Origin of the sequence: Pseudomonas sp. HR96, from assembly GCF_034059295.1 — a bacterium.
Classification (GTDB): Bacteria; Pseudomonadota; Gammaproteobacteria; order Pseudomonadales; family Pseudomonadaceae; genus Aquipseudomonas.
The window spans coordinates 1,056,099-1,077,199 of the sequence record NZ_CP139141.1 but is presented as its reverse complement, the minus strand read 5'-3'; the positions used below and the strand labels follow the sequence as shown (position 1 = coordinate 1,077,199).

18 protein-coding genes are annotated in these 21,101 nt (G+C 64.1%); 13 read left to right on the top strand and 5 right to left on the bottom strand.

Going from position 1 to position 21,101, the window contains the following annotated elements; all coding sequences use genetic code 11:
* Positions 1-138 precede the first annotated feature (138 nt).
* Complete coding sequence (locus SFA35_RS05115; protein ID WP_320575889.1) at positions 139-795, top strand: alpha/beta hydrolase; 657 nt, start codon at positions 139-141, stop codon at positions 793-795.
* A gap of 123 nt (positions 796-918) precedes the next feature.
* Positions 919-2,385, top strand: coding sequence for an ATP-dependent RNA helicase RhlB (gene rhlB / locus SFA35_RS05110; protein ID WP_320575886.1), 1,467 nt, complete (start codon positions 919-921; stop codon positions 2,383-2,385).
* Between the two features lie 75 nt (positions 2,386-2,460).
* On the opposite strand, the gene moaE is transcribed toward rhlB, so the two are convergent.
* From moaE to moaC, 3 genes are read right to left on the bottom strand one after another with little or no spacing between them, the layout of a single operon-like run.
* Positions 2,461-2,910 (bottom strand): molybdopterin synthase catalytic subunit MoaE, encoded by a 450-nt coding sequence (gene moaE / locus SFA35_RS05105; protein WP_320575884.1) that lies wholly within the window; start codon positions 2,908-2,910, stop codon positions 2,461-2,463.
* 1 nt (position 2,911) lies between these two features.
* Positions 2,912-3,154, bottom strand: a complete 243-nt coding sequence (locus SFA35_RS05100) for a MoaD/ThiS family protein (RefSeq protein ID WP_320575882.1) — start codon at positions 3,152-3,154, stop codon at positions 2,912-2,914.
* Positions 3,151-3,624 (bottom strand): cyclic pyranopterin monophosphate synthase MoaC, encoded by a 474-nt coding sequence (moaC, locus tag SFA35_RS05095; RefSeq protein WP_320575880.1) that lies wholly within the window; start codon positions 3,622-3,624, stop codon positions 3,151-3,153. Before moaC ends, SFA35_RS05100 begins: the two co-directional genes overlap by 4 nt.
* A 115-nt stretch (positions 3,625-3,739) precedes the next feature.
* Here moaC and glsB point away from each other — a divergent pair, with 115 nt between their 5' ends.
* Together glsB and SFA35_RS05085 are read left to right on the top strand one after the other, a co-directional pair.
* Positions 3,740-4,648 (top strand): glutaminase B, encoded by a 909-nt coding sequence (glsB, locus tag SFA35_RS05090; RefSeq protein WP_320575879.1) that lies wholly within the window; start codon positions 3,740-3,742, stop codon positions 4,646-4,648.
* Between the two features lie 102 nt (positions 4,649-4,750).
* The gene (locus SFA35_RS05085; RefSeq protein ID WP_320575877.1) at positions 4,751-4,951 is read left to right on the top strand and encodes a hypothetical protein; all 201 of its coding nucleotides are present in this window, start codon (positions 4,751-4,753) and stop codon (positions 4,949-4,951) included.
* Between the two features lie 52 nt (positions 4,952-5,003).
* Here SFA35_RS05085 and SFA35_RS05080 read toward each other — a convergent pair whose 3' ends face one another.
* Complete coding sequence (locus SFA35_RS05080) at positions 5,004-6,398, bottom strand: PhoH family protein (protein ID WP_320575875.1); 1,395 nt, start codon at positions 6,396-6,398, stop codon at positions 5,004-5,006.
* Between the two features lie 450 nt (positions 6,399-6,848).
* Positions 6,849-7,952 (bottom strand): polysaccharide deacetylase family protein, encoded by a 1,104-nt coding sequence (locus tag SFA35_RS05075; protein ID WP_414058527.1) that lies wholly within the window; start codon positions 7,950-7,952, stop codon positions 6,849-6,851.
* A gap of 135 nt (positions 7,953-8,087) precedes the next feature.
* Between SFA35_RS05075 and yaaA the strand changes: the two genes are divergently transcribed.
* The 9 genes from yaaA to SFA35_RS05030 all read left to right on the top strand — a co-directional run bounded on the left by yaaA (position 8,088) and on the right by SFA35_RS05030 (position 21,050).
* Positions 8,088-8,867, top strand: coding sequence for a peroxide stress protein YaaA (gene yaaA, locus SFA35_RS05070; protein ID WP_320575871.1), 780 nt, complete (start codon positions 8,088-8,090; stop codon positions 8,865-8,867).
* A gap of 796 nt (positions 8,868-9,663) precedes the next feature.
* On the top strand, positions 9,664-10,980 hold the full coding sequence (locus SFA35_RS05065; RefSeq protein WP_320575868.1) for a nucleotide sugar dehydrogenase: 1,317 nt from the start codon (positions 9,664-9,666) through the stop codon (positions 10,978-10,980).
* Positions 10,981-11,062: 82 nt separating this feature from the next.
* Positions 11,063-12,544: a mannuronan synthase gene (gene alg8, locus SFA35_RS05060; protein WP_320575866.1), complete on the top strand. Its 1,482-nt coding sequence runs from the start codon at positions 11,063-11,065 to the stop codon at positions 12,542-12,544.
* Between the two features lie 37 nt (positions 12,545-12,581).
* On the top strand, positions 12,582-13,745 hold the full coding sequence (locus SFA35_RS05055; RefSeq protein ID WP_320575864.1) for an alginate biosynthesis protein Alg44: 1,164 nt from the start codon (positions 12,582-12,584) through the stop codon (positions 13,743-13,745).
* 17 nt (positions 13,746-13,762) lie between these two features.
* A complete protein-coding gene (locus SFA35_RS05050) occupies positions 13,763-15,205 on the top strand; it encodes an alginate biosynthesis protein AlgK (RefSeq protein WP_320575862.1) in 1,443 nt (480 codons plus the stop codon).
* Complete coding sequence (locus SFA35_RS05045) at positions 15,202-16,704, top strand: alginate export family protein (protein ID WP_320575860.1); 1,503 nt, start codon at positions 15,202-15,204, stop codon at positions 16,702-16,704. Before SFA35_RS05050 ends, SFA35_RS05045 begins: the two co-directional genes overlap by 4 nt.
* Before the next feature lie 20 nt (positions 16,705-16,724).
* Positions 16,725-18,317: a mannuronan 5-epimerase AlgG gene (algG, locus tag SFA35_RS05040; RefSeq protein ID WP_320575859.1), complete on the top strand. Its 1,593-nt coding sequence runs from the start codon at positions 16,725-16,727 to the stop codon at positions 18,315-18,317.
* Between the two features lie 10 nt (positions 18,318-18,327).
* Entirely contained in the window at positions 18,328-19,881 is a 1,554-nt protein-coding gene (locus SFA35_RS05035) for an alginate O-acetyltransferase (protein WP_414058495.1), read from the top strand.
* Positions 19,882-19,889: 8 nt separating this feature from the next.
* The gene (locus SFA35_RS05030; RefSeq protein ID WP_320575856.1) at positions 19,890-21,050 is read left to right on the top strand and encodes a mannuronate-specific alginate lyase; all 1,161 of its coding nucleotides are present in this window, start codon (positions 19,890-19,892) and stop codon (positions 21,048-21,050) included.
* Positions 21,051-21,101: the final 51 nt, after the last annotated feature.

Below are 21,101 nucleotides of genomic sequence, written 5' to 3'. Positions count from 1 at the left end.
CCAGAGTCTTGAACGCGGGCGTTTGCCAGCCGGTCAATAGCAAAACGTGTAGCCTTGCGACATCTTGTTAACGGATTCGCCGGGGACGCCCCTTTTAGACGCACTCATAAAGAGCGCCCGCCCAGTTTTGGAGCAACCATGACTTCACCACTTGTATTTAAGCCCACAAATGCAGCGGATGCCTGCGTCATCTGGCTCCACGGCCTGGGCGCCGACCAGACCGACTTCGCGCCCGTGGCCAAAATGCTCCAGCAGACGCTGCACAGCACGCGCTTCGTTCTGCCCCAGGCGCCGACTCGCGCGGTCAGCATCAACGGCGGCTACCAGATGCCAAGCTGGTACGACATTCTGGCCATGAGCCCGGCACGCGCCATCAGCCGCGACGAGTTGGAACACTCCGCAGCCACGGTGGTGGGCCTGATCGAGGAGCAGGTTGCCGACGGCATCGACCCTTCGCGGATCTTTCTTGCCGGGTTCTCACAGGGTGGCGCCGTGGTCCTGCACACCGCTTTCATCACCTGGCAAGGCACGCTGGGCGGGGTTCTGGCCCTGTCGACCTATGCCCCGACCTTCGATGAAGGGCTGCAGCCGAACGCCGAGCAGCAGCGCACGCCGGTCATCAACCTGCACGGCAGCTCCGACGCCGTGGTGCTGCACGAGATGGGCTGGCGTGCGCATACCTGGCTCAAGAGTCAGGGTGTCACCGCTGACTGGAAGGAATACCCAATGGGGCACGAAGTGTTACCTCAGGAAATCATCGACATTGGTCATTGGCTGAGCCAGCGAATCGTCTGATCCGCGGGTTGCAAGGGCAGCCGGGAGAGCCATTGGCCAGGCTGTCAGCAGATGATTACGCCGTGCCCGATTCTTGCATTACACTGGCCGGCGATTACTCCTTAACCAACCGATGAGAAGACCGTGCTCAAAGCACTTCAGAAAATGTTCGGCAAAGGCGCGGCCGAGCCGATGACCGCCGCAGCCGGCCCGTCGCCCGTCGCGCCGCCCAGCCATGAACCCCCGGTTGCCATCCCTGCCGATATCGCCGCGCCAGCGTTCCAGTCCATGGCCGCCATCGAGGCGCCGGACGCACAACCGGCAGCACCCGCCCCGGCGCCGGCAGGGCGCCGCGAGCGACCGGCCAAACCCCGGCCAGCCCCGGCGGCGGTGTGGAAGCTGGAAGACTTCAAGGTCGAGCCGCAGGAAGGCAAGACGCGCTTTCACGACTTCAAGCTGTCCGATGAACTGATGCACGCCATCAGCGACCTGGGGTTTCCGTATTGCACGCCGATCCAGGCCCAGGTGCTCGGTTATACCCTGCGCGGCAAGGACGCCATCGGCCGCGCCCAGACCGGCACCGGCAAGACCGCGGCCTTCCTGGTGTCGATCATCACCCAGCTGCAGCAGACGCCGCCGCCCAAGGAACGCTACATGGGCGAACCGCGGGCGCTGATCATCGCGCCGACCCGCGAGCTGGTGGTGCAGATCGCCAAGGACGCGGCCAACCTGACCAAGTACACCGACCTCAACGTCATGACCTTCGTCGGCGGCATGGATTTCGACAAGCAGCTCAAGCAGCTCGAAGCGCGCTATTGCGACATCCTGGTCGCCACCCCAGGCCGGCTGATGGACTTCCAGCAGCGCGGTGACGTGCACCTGGACATGGTCGAAGTGATGGTGCTGGACGAAGCCGACCGCATGCTCGACATGGGCTTTATCCCGCAGGTACGGGCGATCATTCGCCAGACCCCGCCCAAGAGCGAACGTCAGACTCTGCTGTTCTCGGCCACCTTCACCGAGGACGTGATGAACCTGGCGCGCCAGTGGACCACCGACCCGGCCATCGTCGAGATCGAGCCGGAAAACGTCGCCAGCGAAACCGTCGAGCAGCATGTCTACGCAGTGGCCGGCAGCGACAAGTACAAGCTGCTGTACAACCTGGTCACCAGCAACAGCTGGGAGCGGGTCATCGTGTTTGCCAACCGCAAGGACGAGGTACGCCGCATCGAGGAGAAACTGGTGCGCGACGGTGTCAACGCTGCACAGCTGTCGGGCGATGTGCCCCAGCACAAGCGCATCAAGACACTGGAAGGCTTTCGCGAAGGCAAGATTCGTGTGCTGGTGGCCACCGACGTGGCAGGTCGCGGCATTCACATCGACGGCATCAGCCACGTGATCAACTTCACCCTGCCCGAAGTGCCCGACGATTACGTGCACCGCATCGGCCGTACTGGCCGGGCCGGGATGAGCGGCGTCTCCATCAGCTTTGCCGGCGAGGACGACTCCTACCAGCTACCGGCGATCGAGGCGCTGCTGGGGCGCAAGATCAATTTCGAGATGCCTTCGGAGGAGATGCTCAAGCCGGTGGAGCGCAAGCGATCGCACTAGGAATCAAGCCGGCCTTGCGGCCTCTCGGGGGCTTTGCCCCCTCCCACCTGCCCACGCCATGGATTCCTGGGCGGTTTACTTCCAGCGCTCGGCTGCCGCATGGTCGCTGTCGCGGCCCTCGACCCAGCGCGGCCCGTCCTCGGTGTTCTCCTTCTTCCAGAACGGCGCGCGGGTCTTGAGGTAGTCCATCACGAAGTCACAGGCCTCGAATGCGGCACGCCGGTGCGCACTCGCCACGCCGACGAAGACGATCGGCTCGCCCGGCTGCAGCGCGCCGACCCGGTGCAGTATCTCCACCTTGAGCAAGGGCCAGCGCTGGGCCGCCTCCAGAATGATCTTTTCCAGGGCCTTCTCGGTCATGCCCGGGTAGTGCTCAAGAAACATCCCCGACACCTCATGGCCGTCGTTGAAATCGCGCACATAGCCGACGAAGCCGACCACCGCGCCAACCCCGGCGTTGGCCGAATGCAAGGTGTTGAGCTCGGCGCCGGGGTCGAACGCCGCCGCCTGGACACGAACCGTCATTTCAGCCTCCGGTGACCGTGGGGAAGAAGGCGATCTCGTCGCCGTCGACCAGGGTTTCCTCCAGCGCACAGAGCTCTTCGTTGCGTGCGCACATGATGTTCTGTTCGGCCAGCACGTCGTGGCCGCGGTCGAGTATGAGGAACTGGCGCAGCGCATCGACGCTGGCGAAGTCGCCCTCCACCACCTCGCGCTCGCGCCCCAGCACCTCGCGGTAGCGGGCGAAATACAGGACCTCGAGCTTCATGTCGGCTGCGCCTGGAAGTGCCCGCTCTTGCCGCCCTGCTTCTCCAGCAGCATGACCTGCTCGATGACCATGCCACGGTCCACCGCCTTGCACATGTCGTAGATCGTCAGCGCGGCGACGCTCGCCGCAGTCAGCGCCTCCATCTCCACGCCGGTCTGCCCGGACAACTTGCAGCGCGCGACGATCAGCACCGCATTGTCGCCCTCGGCACTGAGCTCGACCTTGACCCCGGTGAGCATCAGCGGATGGCACAGAGGGATCAGGTCGGAGGTTTTCTTCGCCGCCTGGATGCCGGCGATGCGTGCCACGGCAAACACATCGCCCTTGGGATGCGCGCCGTCGACGATCATTTGCAGGGTTTGTGGCAGCATGCGCACACGGGCCTGGGCCACGGCCTCGCGGAAGGTCACGGCTTTGTCGGTGACATCGACCATGTTCGCGCGGCCTTGGGAATCGAGATGAGTCAGCACAGCGTTGCTCCTGTTATCGAGCCCGAAGTGTAAACCCGAGCCTGTACTCTTGCACGGTGTGATGCTCCAGCCGCGCCACACGTCTATTGGACGATTGCACAAAAGCGAGCAGCCCATGCAAGAACTGCTGAATGAAATACTTGACGAGGTCCGCCCGCTGATCGGCCAGGGCAAGGTGGCCGACTACATCCCGGCGCTGGGCAGCGTGGCGCCCAACCAGCTGGGCATCGCCGTGTACGGCAACAACGGCGAGATCTTCAGCGCCGGCGACGCCCATACCGCGTTCTCCATTCAAAGCATTTCCAAGGTCTTCAGCCTGGTCCAGGCCATCGGCCACTCCGGCGAGGAAATATGGCAGCGGTTGGGCCACGAGCCGTCCGGGCAGCCGTTCAACTCGCTGGTGCAGTTGGAGTTCGAGCGAGGTCGGCCGCGCAACCCATTCATCAATGCCGGGGCGCTGGTGATCTGCGACATCAACCAGAGCCGCTTCGCAGCCCCGGCGCTGTCGATGCGCGACTTCGTGCGGCGCCTGTGCGGCAACCGGCAGATCATCTCCGACGCCAAGGTCGCCGAGTCCGAATACCAGCACCGTTCACGCAACGCTGCTGCGGCCTACCTGATGAAGTCGTTCGGCAACTTCGAAGGCGATGTCGAGACTGTCCTGCGCAGCTACTTCCACCATTGCGCCCTGAGCATGAACTGCATCGACCTGGCCCGCGCCTTCGGCTTTCTGGCCAACCAGGGCTACTGCACCCACAGCGGCGAACAGGTGCTCACGGCGCGCCAGACCAAGCAGGTCAATTCGATCATGGCCACCAGCGGGCTGTACGACGAGGCGGGTAACTTCGCCTACCGGGTCGGCTTGCCGGGCAAGAGTGGCGTAGGCGGCGGCATCATCGCCGTGGTGCCGGGCCGGTTCTCGGTGTGCGTGTGGTCGCCCGAGCTCAATGCCGCAGGCAATTCGCTGGTGGGCATGGCGGCGCTGGAGAAGTTGACCCAGCGGATCGAGTGGTCGGTGTTCTAGGGCGCGATGCGCCGCGACATTTAAGTATGGCAAACAGCAGGAGCTGACACCCTAAGGTGCCTGGGCAGCACTTTCGCTGCTATGTGAAGCCAGGAGGCATCCATGTCCGTAGAAATCGCCGAAAAATCGAAAAGCATCGTTGGCAAGCCCTACACCGCCGCCCGCAGTCGCGAGCTGGAACGCATCGTGGCTGGGCAGCAAATCGATGTCCTGACGGTCGGAAGCGTGCGCAGCATCAAGGCCAATACCACCTATGTGGTGACCGACGCCGCCGAGACGGTGGTAGCCGTGATCTGCGGCTGATGACTGACGTGCGGGTAGCCCCTCTTTCTTTGAAAGAGGGGCTTTTGGGTTGCTAGAGATGCGACTCCGCATATTCAGCGAGGATCGAGCGTGGCACGCCCTGCAGGGTGATGTGCACGCCGTTGGGGAAATCCTTGAAGCGCTCCGTCAGGTAGGTCAGCCCCGAGCTGGTGGCCGACAGGTAAGGGGTGTCGATCTGCGCCAGGTTACCCAGGCAGATGACCTTTGAGCCGGAGCCGGCACGGGTGATGATGGTTTTCATCTGGTGCGGGGTCAGGTTCTGGCATTCGTCGATCAATATCAGGCTCTGCTGGAAGCTGCGGCCGCGGATATAGTTGAGCGATTTGAATTGCAGCGGCACCTTGCTGAGGATGTAGTCGACGCTGCCGTGGGTGTTCTCGTCGTCCATGTGCAGGGCTTCGAGGTTGTCGGTGATGGCGCCCAGCCAAGGCTCCATCTTTTCCGCTTCGGTGCCGGGCAGAAAGCCGATTTCCTGGTCCAGGCCCTGCACGCTGCGGGTGGCGATGATGCGCCGGTAACGCTTGGTGACCATGGTCTGTTCGATGGCCGCCGCCAGGGCCAGAATGGTTTTGCCCGAGCCGGCGGCGCCGGACAGGTTGACCAGGTGGATGTCCGGGTCCATCAGCGCGAACAGCGCGAGACCCTGGTAAATGTCCCGCGGCTTGAGGCCCCAGGCTTCCTGATGCAGCAACGGCTCCTGATGCAGGTCGAGCAGCATCAGCTCGTCGTCTTTGACCGCCTTGATCCAGCCGACGAAACCCTGTTCGTCGATGATGAATTCGTTGATGTGCGCGGCCGGCAACTTCTCGGCCAGCTGCACCCGATGCCAGGTACGGCCGTGGTCCTGACGCGTTTCCACCTTGGCCACGCGGTCCCAGAAGGAGCCGGTGACATTGTGGTAGCCCCGCGACAACAGGGAGACGTCGTCCACCAGCTGGTCGGTGCTGTAGTCCTCGGCTTCGATGCCGCAGGCGCGCGCCTTGAGGCGCATGTTGATGTCTTTGGTGACGAGTACGACGTTGATGTGCGGGCTGCGGGTGTGCAGGTCGATCAACTGGTTGATGATGATGTTGTCGTTCAGATGGTTGGGCAGAAGGCTGGCTGGCTCTGCGCGCTTGTCCATCAGGATGGAGAGGAAACCCTTGGGTTCGCCCTTGCCACGTTGAATGGGCACGCCCAGTTCGACATTGGCCGGCGTGGCGTCGCCCAGGGTGTTGTCGATCAGCCGGATGGCCTGGCGGCACTCGGCGGCGACTGAATGTTTACCGGCTTTGAGCTTGTCCAGTTCCTCGAGGACGGTCATGGGGATGGCGACGTGGTGTTCTTCGAAGTTCAGCAGCGCGTTGGGGTCGTGAATCAGAACGTTGGTGTCGAGTACATAAAGGATTGGCTGGTTGGAGGAAATGTTGCGTCCTTGATCATCCATACACGGTCACCTTTGTGGGAGCCAGTCAACGCAATACCTGAACGGTGATGCGCCGCGAAGTGCCGCCGTTACCCGCCAAGGTGCGCAGGCTTGAAACCCATCGACTACAGGAGCATGACGCCACCTGTGTTGCAGGGTTCGGCGGTCTGACTTCTTGATACCGCAAAATGGCTGCAAGAAAAAAGCACTTTATTGTTTATTTTTCTGTATGACGAATAGCGCTTGGCGAAGGGGACGCACGCCGTTACAGTCGGAAGTCCACCTGGGCTGTTGGCCTGTCGGTTTTTTGTTGTTTAGATTTGCTATTCAGACCGTGGGAGGGGGCAAAGCCCCCGAGAGGCCGCAGGCCGGTTTGATTTTCAGCCCTCGAGCAATCAAAAGATCGGGGGCTTCGCCCCCTCCCACGGTCTGAACTGTGCCCCCGAGAGGCCGCAGGCCGGTTTGATCTGATTATTGAAACTGCCTGCAAGGCTGCCAGCCAATCCCGCTCTGCGCGGTCTGCGTCAAGAGCCAGGGCACTGCGGTCTGGGCCTTGTCCTGGGTGTCGTGAAACACCACCACGCCACGCCGCCACAACAGCATCAGGGTCAACACCCGCTGCGCCGACTGCTCGGCGGTCAGGCGCCCTGTCGCATCCTGCGAATCGATATCCCACAGCGCCACCTGCAGGTTCTGCGCGCTGAAGAACGCCTGCGCGTCGCTGCGCCGCTGGCCATAGGGCGGGCGGAACAGCGGCACGTAGTCATCCGGCAGCTCGCCCTGGACCAGGCTGACGCTGCGACGGATCGAATCCTGCCAGTCACGCCACTGGCTGTGCGAACGGTACTCCCATCCCTGCACGCCCACGCACTGGTCCTGGTACAGCGCCGGAAGGTCATCGCCGCCGGGCTTGTCGCGACGGTTGGCAAAGCTGCTGCCGAGCACGAAGAAGGTCGCACTCATCTTCTGCCGGCGCAGGTAGTCGGTCAGCCAGTCGGTACGGCCCTGGGTCGGGGTCGGGCCGCCGTCGAAGGTCAGCAGAAAGACTCGGTCGTTGAGCTCGTCGCCATTGCGCTCGGCCTCTGTGAAACGCAGCACTTCGCTGCTGATCTGCGGGAACAGCGCGGCGGCGTGCAGCAGCTCGTTGAGGTAGGCCTCATCGAACGCCATGCCGGCCGGGGCCCAGCCGATATAGAACGAATCCTTGTCGACCTGATAGCCGGCAGCCTGCTGCTGCAGGTCAGCCTGGCTGTCGATGGCGAAGCAGAACGAGGCGTCCTGCTCGCAGCTCTGCTGGGCCTGATCGAAACTTTTCCACAGGCGCGCCCACAGCTGCCCGCGCAGGTCGTTGATGGCTGCCATGTTGATATTGCGCAGGTCCAGGCGCTCGGCCAGCTGTGCCTCGCTCAGCCCTTCGCTGGCACTCAGGGCATGGGCGAAGCTCAGGACCTCGGCGCGTGAAGCGACGTCGAAAGCCACGGGCGAGTCGATCTTTTCCGGCCAGGTGGTGCGATCGATGACCGCCACCGGCTGGGGCGCCGCGAGGGCGCCAAGGCTGGCCAGCGCAAAAGCCAGGCCGCTCAACAACGGGGTGACAGAGCGCAAGAGCAGTTCTCCAAATGGGCATTGGCCGCAGTCTAATCGACCTTATAGCTGGTTATGACTCCCGCGCGCCCCTAAAATCGCCCGACGATCAAAGGAGACATGCGCATGCTGATGGTGATTTCGCCCGCCAAGACCCTCGATTTCGAGACCCCGCCGACCACCGCCCGCCACACCCAGCCGCAATACCTGGACGACTCCCAGGTGCTGATCGAGCAACTGCGCGAGCTCAGCCCTCAGCAGATAGGCGAGCTGATGCACCTCTCCGACAAGCTGGCCGGCCTCAATGCCGCACGCTTCGGCAGCTGGCAGCAGCCCTTTACCCCAAGCAATGCCAAGCCGGCCTTGCTGGCCTTCAAGGGCGACGTGTACACCGGCCTGCAGGCCGAAACCTTCACCGAGAAGCAGCTGGACTATGCGCAAAAGCACCTGCGCATGCTCTCCGGCCTGTACGGCCTGCTGCGCCCGCTGGACTTGATGCAACCCTATCGCCTGGAGATGGGCACCAAAATGGCCAACCCACGCGGCAAGGACCTGTATGCCTTCTGGGGCGAACGCATCAGCCAGTGGTTGAACCAGGCCCTGGCCGAGCAGGGCGACGACCTGTTGCTCAACCTGGCATCCAACGAGTACTTCTCGGCGGTCAAGCGCCCGGCGCTGAACGCCCGGGTGATCGACGTCGATTTTCGCGACTTGAAGAACGGCCAGTACAAGATCATCAGTTTCTACGCCAAGAAAGCCCGCGGCATGATGAGCCGCTTCGTCATTACCGAGCGCATCAAGTCGATCAAGGGCCTGCAAGGTTTCGACGCGCACGGCTATTACTTCAGCAAAGAGCAGTCCAGCACCACCAAACTAGTGTTTCTTCGCGACCAGCCGCTGGACTAGACCGGCGACTAGAGGGACTTAAACCGGCGCCAAAGTGCTTTCTTGGCGCCAACTAAACGGCAAACATCGATCCACGCCCTAGTTGTCAGACGCTGTATCAAAAAAGATTCAAAATATTTTCAATGCTAGCCATTAGCTAGCATCGCGGCAAAAATCCCGTATAGATCAAGGCCTTTCGCTATTAAATGATGGCCTTTTGCACCAAAAAGCTTGTTACAGCATGTAAAAAATTGTTCAGGTACCCGCTTCCAGTCTTCGAGACACTCGCCTATATTCCGTTCACAGCGCCGCTGACCGGCCCTTGCGGCAGGTTCCGGACACGCAAGGTTCACAGACAGCGCGCGCCCCATTGCATTCAGGACGACCCACGGCATCCCGCCGCGGGCGATCACTCGCAGGTGCTCCACCCGACCTGCAGCGACCGCCAAGGAGAGAGCGAGCCCCTTCGAAAAAACGCCGTACACCGCTTGACCCGGATTATCGACACCGGCGCACCGTTACTTGTTTTAGTGCACAACTCATCAGAAGAAGTGCAACAGTCACGGGCTCGGTAGTTGCAGTTTAAGCCGCGTCAGCTTCACCTCAGGGCACGCCCGTAGTTTGTGGCTTATTAGCGCCCCTATTGAGTGCGTTTTATTCGAGCACTCGTTTCGTACTGCTGACTACTGCCTGCACCCGTGCCCGTGGCCGTTGCTCTGTCACCGCGTGCGAGTGCCTGTCAAAACGGCTGGTTACTTGAAACCTGGCCCGGCTTGCAAAGAACTGCGCCGGGGCGCTGACACATGAGGTGATTGCGATGCGAATCAGCATCTTCGGTTTGGGTTACGTCGGAGCGGTGTGCGCAGGGTGCCTCTCGGCACGGGGCCACGACGTGGTGGGCGTGGACGTTTCAAAAGGCAAGATCGACCTGATCAACAACGGCAAATCGCCCATCGTCGAGCCGGGGCTCGGCGAATTGCTGGCCCAGGGCATCCGCCAGGGCAACCTGCGCGGCACCACGGATTTCGCCGAGGCGATCCGTGCCACCGACCTGTCGATGATCTGCGTAGGCACGCCGAGCAAGAAGAACGGCGACCTGGCGCTGGACTACATCGAATCGGTGTGCCGCGAAATCGGCTTCGTGCTGCGCGACAAGGCCACCCGCCATACCGTGGTGGTGCGCAGCACGGTGCTGCCGGGCACGGTTAGGAATGTGGTCATTCCGATCCTCGAAGACTGCTCGGGCAAACGCGCCGGGGTCGACTTCGGCGTGGCGGTGAACCCGGAGTTTCTCCGCGAAAGCACGGCCATCAAGGACTACGACCACCCGCCCATGACCGTCATCGGCGAATACGACGCCGCCTCCGGTGATGTCCTCCAGGCCCTCTACGCAGAGCTCGACGCGCCGATCATCCGCAAGGACATCGCCGTGGCCGAGATGATCAAGTACACCTGCAACGTCTGGCACGCCACCAAGGTCACCTTCGCCAACGAGATCGGCAACATCGCCAAGGCCTGCGGCGTCGACGGCCGCGAGGTGATGGACGTGGTCTGCCAGGACAAGGCGCTGAACCTGTCGCAGTACTACATGCGCCCCGGCTTCGCCTTTGGCGGCTCCTGCCTGCCCAAGGATGTGCGCGCCCTGACCTATCGGGCCGGCCTGCTCGACGTCGACTCACCGCTGCTCAACTCGCTGATGCGCAGCAACGAATCGCAGGTACAGCACGCCTTCGACATCATTTCCGGGCACGACAAGCGCAAGGTCGCGTTGCTCGGCTTGAGCTTCAAGGCCGGCACCGACGACCTGCGTGAAAGCCCGCTGGTGGAGCTGGCCGAAATGCTCATCGGCAAGGGCTTCGACCTGAAGATCTACGACAGCAACGTGCAATACGCGCGGGTGCATGGCGCCAACAAGGAATACATCGAGTCGAAGATCCCCCACGTCTCGTCGCTGCTGGACGAGGACTTCGAGGCGGTGATCCGCCACGCCGACGTGATCATCCTCGGCAACCGCGACGAGAAGTTCCGCGCCCTGGTCAACGAGGTCCCGGCGGGCAAGTTCGTCTTCGACCTGGTCGGCTTCATGCCCAGGCGCAGCAACGTCGAGGAGCGAGTCGAGGGCATCTGCTGGTGATGCCTCCCGAAAGCCCGGCGCCTGCGTCGGGCTTTTTTTGCGATCTGCCTAGCCACCCGCCCATTGCCAACGGATTGATGACATGCACAGGCTAAGACATGGCCTCCTCCAGGCCGCCGGCTGGTTGTTCTATCTGAGCCTGTTGATGGCCTTGGCGCTGGCCTTGCCTTCGACATTGTTCGATTCGCAGTCCAAGGATTTCATCTTCCTGATCGGCGCCGTCGGCATCTGGCGCTACTCCATGGGCCTGACCCATTTCCTGCGCGGCATGCTGTTTCTGTACGTCGTCTACCCGCACCTGCGGCGCAAGGTGCGGCGCATGGGCCGCGCCGCCGACCCCTCGCAGGTGTTCCTCATGGTCACCAGCTTTCGCATCGACGCGCTGACCACCGCCCAGGTCTACGGCTCGGTGATTCGCGAGGCGATCGAGTGTGGCTTCCCTACCACCATCGTCTGCTCGCTGGTGGAAATGTCCGACGAGTTGCTGGTCAAGGCGCTCTGGCACAAGGCCAATCCGCCGGCACGGGTGCAGCTGGACTTCGTGCGCATCGCCGGCACCGGCAAACGCGACGGCCTGGCCTTCGGCTTTCGGGCGATTTCCCGCCACCTGCCCGACAGCGACGCAGTGGTGGCGGTGATCGACGGCGACACCGTGCTCGAGCCCGGCACCGTGCGCAAGACCGTGCCCTGGTTCAAGCTGTTCGACAATGTCGGCGGCCTCACCACCAACGAATTCTGCGAGGTGCGCGGCGGCTACCTGATGAGCGAGTGGCACAAGCTGCGCTTCGCCCAGCGGCACATCAACATGTGTTCCATGGCCCTGTCCAGACGGGTGCTGACCATGACCGGACGCATGTCGATGTTCCGCGCCGAGGTGGTCACCAACCCCGAGTTCATCCGCGACGTCGAGAGCGATTCGCTGCAGCACTGGCGCCTGGGCAAGTTCCGCTTCCTGACCGGCGACGACAAGTCCAGCTGGTTCAGCCTGATGCGCCTGGGCTACGACACCTTCTACGTGCCCGACGCGGCCATCAACACTGTCGAGCACCCGCCGGAAAAGAGCTTTCTCAAGGCCAGCCGCAAGCTGATGTTTCGCTGGTACGGCAACAACCTGCGGCAGAACTCGCGGGCCCTGGGCCTGGGGGTCAACCGCCTGGGCCTGTTCACCAGCGTGGTCCTGCTCGACCAGCGCATCTCCATGTGGACCAGCCTGTTCGGCCTGACCGTGGCGCTGCTGGCCAGCCTCAAGTTCGATATCACTTACCTCATGGTGTACCTGCTGTGGATCGGCATCACCCGGCTGATCCTGACGCTGCTGCTGTCGTTGTCCGGGCACTCGGTGGGCCCGATCTACCCGTTGATTCTCTATTACAACCAGATCGTCGGCGCCCTGGTGAAGATCTACGTGTTCTTTCGCCTCGACCGCCAGTCCTGGACGCGTCAACCCACGGCCCTCAAGCGCGACCTGGCGAGCTTTCAACAATGGTTCAACACCTGGTCGTCGCGGACCATGACCTTCTCGGCCGCCAGCATTTTCGTCGCCGTGCTGACCCAGCTGGTCTGACCCGCAACCTGTATTGCTCACTTTAGGGATATTCGCCATGAACACAGCCTTGAACATGAATGTGGTGCACGAATCCGAAGCCCAGCGCCAGCACGCGCGGGTGCGCATTCCGACCAAACTGCGCTACCTGGGGCCCGACCGCGAGCTGCAGGAGGTGCCGCTGGACGACCTCTCCGCCGGCGGCTTCAGCTTCCAGGCACGCCAGCCACTGGCCCAGGGCGAGGTGCACAAGGGCCGGCTGATGTTCATGATCGACAGCCTCGGGCTGGGCATGGAGGTCGAGTTCCAGGTGCGCTCGATCGATGCCAACGGCCGCTCCGGCTGCCAGTTCCAGAACCTCGACCAGCAGGAGATCGCCACCCTGCGCACGCTGATCACCTCGCACATGGCGGGCGAACTGGTCACCGTCGGCGACGTGCTGGGCACCCTGCAGCGGGAAAACTTCACCAAGTCGCGCGGGCGCAAGGGCGCCATCGGCGGCATGAGCGCGTTCGGCCGGTTGCGCGCGGTGACCTTCAGCCTGGGCGTGTTCATCGTGGGCCTGGCGGCCTTCGGTTTCGTCTTCAAGTCGGTGTACAACGTCTATTTCGTCAGCCACGCCACCTCCGGGCTGGTCAGCCTGCCGGGCATCGGCGTGACCATGCCGCGCGACGGCACCGTGCAGGCGCTGGTGGCGGTCAACGGCGACGCGCCCAAAGGCGCGCCCATGGCGGTGTTCAACACCAGCATGCTCGACGTGCTCAAGGACCATCTGACCGACGCCCAACTGACCCCGGAAAAGATCACCGAGATGTTCGGCAAGCAGATGACCGGCACCCTCACCTCGCCCTGCGATTGCGTCGTGGGCCAGCAACTGGTCGCCGACGGCCAGTTCGCCAGCAAGGGCCAGGTGATCTTCCAGATGATTCCCAAGACCGCTACCGCCAACGTCGACGCGCGGTTCACCTACCGCCAGTTCCCCGACGTGCGCCCCGGCACTCGCGTCAGCTTCCAGGTGGCCGGCGAAGACAAGCTGCGCCAGGGCCTGATCGTCAGCAGCACCAGCCTCAACAGCCTCGACATGTCCTCCGACATCCGCGTGCAGATCAAACCCGACGAGGCGCTGCCCACCGCGCTGGCCGGGCAACCGGTGGACGTCAGCAGCGACCGCGGCCCCTCGCTGAACTGGCTGATGGACAAAGCCATGGCCGCTGGCCGTTGAGTCGGGGGACGCACACCGTGCCCAACCACCGCCTCCTGCCGTCACGCCCGCTCGGCCTGCTGGTCGCCCTGAGCCTGGCCGGCTGCGTCAACCTGCCCGATCAGCAACTGGCCAACCAGGCGCTCAAGCGCGGCGATACCGCCCAGGCCCAGCGCAACTATCAACAGCTGGCGGACCTGGGCTATGTCGACGCCAAGGTCGGCCTTGCCGACATCCAGGTGCAAAGCCGCGACCCCGACCAGATCCGCCAGGCGGAAATCACCTACCGCAGCGCCCTCGACGACTCGCCGCGGGCCCAGGCGCGCCTGGGCCGCCTACTGGTGCTCAAGCCGCATGCCAGCGATGCCGAGCGGCAGGAGGCGCAAGGCCTGCTCAAGCGCGCCATGGCCAGCAGCGAAAGTGGCGCCCTGACCTCGCTGGCGATGCTCTACCTGCAGTACCCCAGGAGCTTTCCCGAGGTCGACGCGCAGCAGCAGATCAACACCTGGCGCGCCGCCGGCTACCCCGAGGCCGGGCTGGCGCAGATCATGCTGTACCGCGTGCGCAACACCTACGACCAGCACCTGGACGAGATCGAAGCCACCTGCCGACACCTGCTCGGGCGCATGGAGGTCTGCTACAACGAACTGGCCACGGTGTACCAGAAGCGCAAGCAGGCCGATCAACTGGCCGCCCTGCTCAAGCAACTGCAGGACGCCTATGCCCGCCATCAGGTGCAGGCCGACCGCATCGACAGCGTCGCCCAGGTGCTGGCCGACCCCAGCGTGGGCACGCCCGACGTGAAGACCGCCCAGGCCATGTTCGAGCAAGTGGCCCCGGTGTTTCCGGCGTCCTGGGTCAATCTCGCCCAACTGGCCTACGACAATCCCGAGCTGGGGGGCCTGGAGCAGATCATGGCCTACCTGGACAAGGGCCGCGCCGCCGCCCTGACCCGCGCCGAACTGCTCACCGGGCGCCTCTACTACGAAGGCAAGCTGATGGTGCCGCAGCCGGAAATGGCCCTGCAGCACTTTCGCAAGGCCAGCGTCAGCGAGATCAGCGCCTATTACTACATCGGCCTGATCTACCGGCGCGGCTACCTCGGCTACCCCGACCCGCAGCAGGCCGTGGACAACCTGCTGATCGCCGCCCGAGGCGGCCAGACCAACGCCGACCTGGCCCTGGCGCAGCTGTATTCCAGCGGCCGCGGCACCCGGCCCAACCTCATCAACGCCTACGTCTTCGCGCAGCTGGCGGTGACCGAGGCGCAGCTGCTGGCCCAGCAGAGCGGCGACCCCGTGGCGCCACTGCCAGCGGCCCTGGCCGCGGCCATCGAACAGCAACTGCCGCTGGACAAACGCGCCCAGGCGCAACAACTGCTCGAACGCGAGCAACGCCTGCGCGGCGTGCAAATGCCCAGCAACGTCCTGGCGCTGCAAGCGCTGCCAGCCCAAGCAGTCGGTAAGGACCCAGCCCTATGAAATGGAATCGATGGATGATGGCCGGCATCGGCCTCAACGTGGCAGCCATGTGGGCCTGCCCCAGCCTGGCCGCGAACTACAGCGATCAAGGGGGCGACAGCAAGACCTTCGGCCTGGAAGCCAAGGCCACCGGCGAGGCCGAAGGCGACCGCGACCTGGGCACCCGTGGGGGTGGCGAGGTCAACGGTATCGGCATCGACCTGCGCCCCTGGGCCTACGGCCAATGGGGCAACTGGAGCGGCTACGCCATGGGCCAACTGGTGACCGCCACCGACACCATCCAGACCGACCCGCTGGACAGCCCGGCGAACAACCCGGACGCCAAAGGGCAGAACATCAGCCACAACCGGGACGCCTCCGACACCTACCTGGCCCTGCGTGAACTCTGGGTCGGCTACAGCGGCCTGACGCCCTACCCCGGCGAGATACTCAAATTCGGCCGGCAGCGCCTGCGCAACGATGACGGCGAATGGCGCGACAACTATATCGAGGCGCTGAACTGGGACTTCGACACCACCCTGCTGCAGACTCACCTGGGCGCGGCCGAGCGCTTCAGTGACTACCGCACCGACTACTCGCAATTGTCGCCCACCGACAAGGACCGCCTGCACGTCTACGGCGATGTCTACTACCAGTGGCTGCCCGGCCAATGGGCCGGCCTGCGGATGCACCACGTGCATGACGACGGCGACCTGGCCAGGCAAGGCCACTTGATGGACGACCTCGACAAGACCCGCAACGGCAACCTCACCTGGTTGGGCCTGGACCTCAACAGCGACGCCTACGACTTTCACAACAGCCACACCCTCAACTATTGGGGCAGCCTGACCTGGGTCACCGGCCATCAGGACCAGAACCACCCCACCGTGGGCGCCGACGGCTACCTGCGCGCCGGCGCCAAGGACGGCAGCGACGTCGACGGCTGGGCCACCGACCTGGGCCTGCGGGTCCACGTGGCCAGCGAATGGCAGGTTGGCGCCGCCTACTCGCAAGCGAGCAGGAACTACCAGCAGAACGGCCTGCAGAGCAACCGCTCGAACTGGACCGGCACCCGTTCGCGGGTGGCCCGCTACGGCGAGGCGTATCAGCCGGACATGGCCAACGTCGAGAGCGCCGCGCTGTTCACCACCTGGCGCCTGCGCGAGGACGACGACGCCTCGCTGATCTACTACAAGTTCCGCCGCGTCGACGGCGACAGCGCCATCGGCTCCTCGGGCATCGACCCGGCGGCCGACAGCAGCGGCGACGTCTCGGCCAATTCGCTGAGCACCTTGCCGCTGCGCGATGGCAGCCACGACCTGGGCCAGGAGATGGACGTGGTGCTGACCCACTATTTCAAGGAAGGGCCGCTGCTGGCCTCCTCGGCCTACCCGTCGTTCGACGACCCGTCGGCCCTGGTGCGCCTGCGCGCCGGCATCTTCAAGGCCGGCGATGCCTATGGCAGCGGGGTCGACACCTACATGCACCGCGCCATTGTCGATCTGGTATGGCGCTTTTGACGGTCAAAGGAGGGCATGACATGCATCGCACACACCGTCACTGCGCGCAGCGCGCAGCGCAGGCACTGCTGGCCTGCGCCCTGGGCCTGGGGGCCAGCCTGGCGTTGGCCGACGGGCTGGTCGGGCCGCTGCCGAACAAGGCGCCGACCATCGCCAAGGGGCTGCAACAGGCCAAGACCTACACGGTCACCAGCCCCCTGCCCGACTCGCTGGCGCTGAGCAAGCCGGGGCTGCCGGACCTCGGCGGCTACACGGCGGCGGCCGTCGAGGCCAAGATCGACCGGCACAAGCGCGGCATGCTCAGCGTGCGGCGCATGATGCAGCAGGACGTGCTCAAGGAATTCGTCGGCGGCAACAACAAGATGGCCGAGTGGGTCAAGCGCCAGCGCGGCATCCCTTCGGCGCTGTTTCTCGACCACGGCTACATGAGCCTGCAGGAAATGGCCAAGGCCGAGCCCGCCTATTTCAGCGAGCCGGAACCCGGGGTGTACGTCGCCCGCCTGCCGATCGTGGTGGCGCGCCACGGCATTCTCGAAATCAACGGCAAGACCCGCGAACTGCGCCTGTCACAGGACCGCGGCGCGTTCATCATCAACGACGGCAAGCTGTTCATCACCGACACCAGGGTCACCGGCTGGAACGAAGAGAAGAATGCCCCCTCGACCTTCGAGGAGCCCAAGACCTTCCGCCCGTTCATCATTTCCTGGGGCGGCACCGAGACCTACTTCGTCAACGCCACCATGGCCAGCCTTGGCTACAACCAGAGCAAGTCCTACGGCATCAGCATTTCCCAGTACACGCCGAACATGAAGCTGCTGATGAAACGCAGCGAGCCCACCGGCTGGATCATCGGCTCGCGCTTCTCGGACATGTGGTACGGCTTCTACTGCTACGAAACCAACGACTTCGTGCTCAAGGGCAACGTCTACAGCGACAACGTCATCTACGGCATCGACCCCCACGACCGTTCCAAGCGCCTGATCATCACCGACAACGACGTCTACGGCACCCACAAGAAGCACGGCATCATCATCTCGCGGGAGGTCAATGACAGCTTCATCTTCAACAACCGGGTGCACGACAACAATCTCTCCGGCGTGGTCATCGACCGCAACAGCGTCAACAACCTGGTGGCCGACAACGACATCTTCCGCAACCACACCGACGGCATCACCCTGTACGAGAGCGCCGACAACCTGATCTGGGGCAACCACGTGGTGGCCAACAAGCGCCACGGCATCCGCATCCGCAACAGCGTCAACATCCGCCTGTACGAGAACGCCTCGATCGGCAACGGCCTGACCGGCGTCTACGGCCACATCAAGGACCTCAGCGCCACCGACCGCGACATCAAGCTCGACCCGTTCGACACCGAGGTGTCGATGATCGTGGTCGGTGGCCAGTTGCTGGGCAACGGCAGCGCGCCCCTGGCCATCGACTCGCCACTGAGCGTGGAGCTGTATCAGGTGAAGATGCTGGCGCCGACCAAGACCACCGGCATCACCTTCAACGGCGTGCTGGGGGACAACCAGTACCGCATCTTCGACCTGCTCAACCGGCAACGCGCGGTGCTCATCGACCCCGTTGAACGCCAGACCGCCGCGCGCGATTAAGGACGACCCCATGCTCAAGCCCTTTGCCCTGAAAGTCGCCGCCGTGCTGGGCCTGTGCCTTGGCAGTGCCCTGCTGGCCGGCGAACTGCAAGCCGACCCGAACGACGCCCCCAGCTTCAGCGCCGCGCCGTGCTGCCAGCTGTGCCCCGAAGCGCAGGACCCCAACAACTACACCACGCGCCTGCAGGACAACTTCAAGACCTTGATGCGCGGCCAGGGCGACTGGCTGTTTCGCAGCATCGAGGACCTGCGCACCGACTTCTCCACCACCCCCGAAGGCTACCGGCGCATGAAGGAGCTGCACGACGCCTTCAAGGCCCACGGCATTGACGTGGTCGCCGTGTACCAGCCAACCCGCGGCCTGGTCGAGCGCAACTACCTGCTGCCCGCCGACCGCGCCGCGTTCGACTACCCCAAGGCATTGAAGAGCTACCAGGACATGCTCGGTCACCTGGCGAAGATGGGCTTCTACACCCCCGACCTGTCGCCGCTGGCGAACGAAAGCACCGACCACCCGGAACAGGATTTCTACTTTCGCGGCGACCACCACTGGACCGCCTACGGCGCCGAGCGCACCGCGCGCATCGTCGCCGAAACGATCAAGGCCATGCCTGAGTACAAGGGCATTCCCAAGCGCGAGTTCGAGACGCACCTGTCCGGGCGCCTGTCCAAGAACGGCACCCTGCACGACCTGGCGGCGCAGTTCTGCGGCACCAGCTACGCCACCGAATACGTCAACACCTTCGCCACCCAGCCCAAGGCAGAAGCCTCCGGTGACGAGCTGTTCGGCGACGCGCCGCTGCCGCAGATCACCCTGGTGGGTACCAGCCACAGTGCGCGCTTCTACAACTTCGACGGCTTCCTCAAGCAGTACACCGGTGCCGACCTGCTCAACGTCGCCTGCGCCGGCTGCGGCTTCGAGGGCTCGATGGTGGAATACCTGGGCAGCCAGGAGTTTCGCGAGCACCCGCCGAAGATCATCGTCTGGGAGTTTTCCTCCATGTACCGGCTGGACCAGGAGTCGGTGTACCGGCAGATCCTCGCCCTGCTCGACAAGGGCTGCGACGGCGACGGCACCGAGATGGCCCAGAGCGCGACGCTGGCGCCCAACACCCGTACCGACCTGCTGGTCAACGGCAAGACCGGCATGCACGACTGGGGCAACGCCACCCACCTGATCGACATCCGCTTCGCCGACCCCACGGTGAAAACCCTGCATGCCACCTTGTGGTACCTCAACGGTCGCCACGAGGAAGTGCGCTTCGACAAGCCGACCTCGATCGAGACCAACGGCCGCTTCAGCTTCGAGCTGCGCGACGACGGCGACTGGGCCGGGCAGACCGTGCTGGCGCTGGAAATGCCCGGCCCGCAGATCGAAGAGAAGGACGACAACGTGCCCGCCGTCACCGCCAGCGTCGACCCGGTGGAGCGCGTGGTGCACGTCAGCAACCCGCCGCCGCCGGTCCCGCCGCCGGCGCTGGTGCCCCAACAGGTCGACGTGAAGATCTGCAAGCGCAACGGCTTGCCCAACATGTCGCAAAGCACCGCCCAGGCTGGACTATGAGGATACCCATGAGCTATCGCGGATTTGCCCGTCAGTTGTTGTCCCCCGCCCTGCTCGGCCTGCTGCTGTGCGCAGGCGTTGCCCAGGCGGCGCTCAAGCCGCCCGAGGGCTACCTGGTGCCGATCGACAAGGTCAAGAAGGGCGAGAGCAGCAAGGGCTGCCCGGCCGTGCCGACGCCCTACACCCAGGCGCTGCAATTTCGCAGCAAGTACGAGGGCTCGGACAAGTCGCGCTCCACCTGGAACGCCGACTCGGACAAGGCCTTTCGCGACGCCACCCACGACATCTTCGCCATGGAGACCGGCACCGCCCGCCTGGTCATGCAATTCATGCGCGACGGCCGCCCGGCTCAGCTCGACTGCACCCTGGGCTGGCTGACCACCTGGGCCAAAGCCGATGCGCTGATGTCGCAGGACTTCAACCACACCGGCAAGTCGATGCGCAAATGGGCGCTGGGCAGCATGGCCTCCTCCTACCTGCGCCTGAAGTTCTCCACCAGCCACCCGCTGGCCGATCATCCGCAGGAGGCGCAAGTCATCGAAGCCTGGTTCGGCCGCCTGGCCGACCAGGTGGTGAGCGACTGGAGCAACCTGTCGCTGCAGAAGACCAACAACCACACCTACTGGGCCGCCTGGTCGGTGATGGCAACTTCGGTGGTGCTCGACCGCCGCGACCTGTTCGACTGGTCGGTGGGCAAGTTTCGCACCGGCGCCAGCCAGGTCGACGCCCAGGGCTTCCTGCCCAACGAGCTGAACCGCAATACCCGCGCGCTGGCCTACCACAACTATGCGATTCCACCGCTGGCGATGATCGCCACCTTCGCCCAGGCCAACGGCGTCGATCTGCGCGGCGAGAACGACAGCGCCCTGCAGCGCCTCGGCCGACGGGTGCTGGCCGGGGCCAAGGACCCGTCTTCGTTCCAGCAGAAAAACGGCAAGGTACAGGAAATGACCGAGCTCAACGACACCCGCAAATGGGCATGGCTGGAGCCTTGGTGCACCTTGTACCCGTGCGACGGCGACGCCATGGCCCACAAGCGCAACGGCGAACCGTTCAAGAGCTTTCGCCTGGGCGGCGACGTGACCAAGGTGTTCGACCCCAGCCATGACCAGGGCGAAGGCGGTGGCGATGATTCAACCGAGGCGCCCAGCGCAGACGACGGCGCCTGACATGGCCCTGTAGCACCCAGCTTGCTCGGGAACCGGCCGGCCGATGTTGCC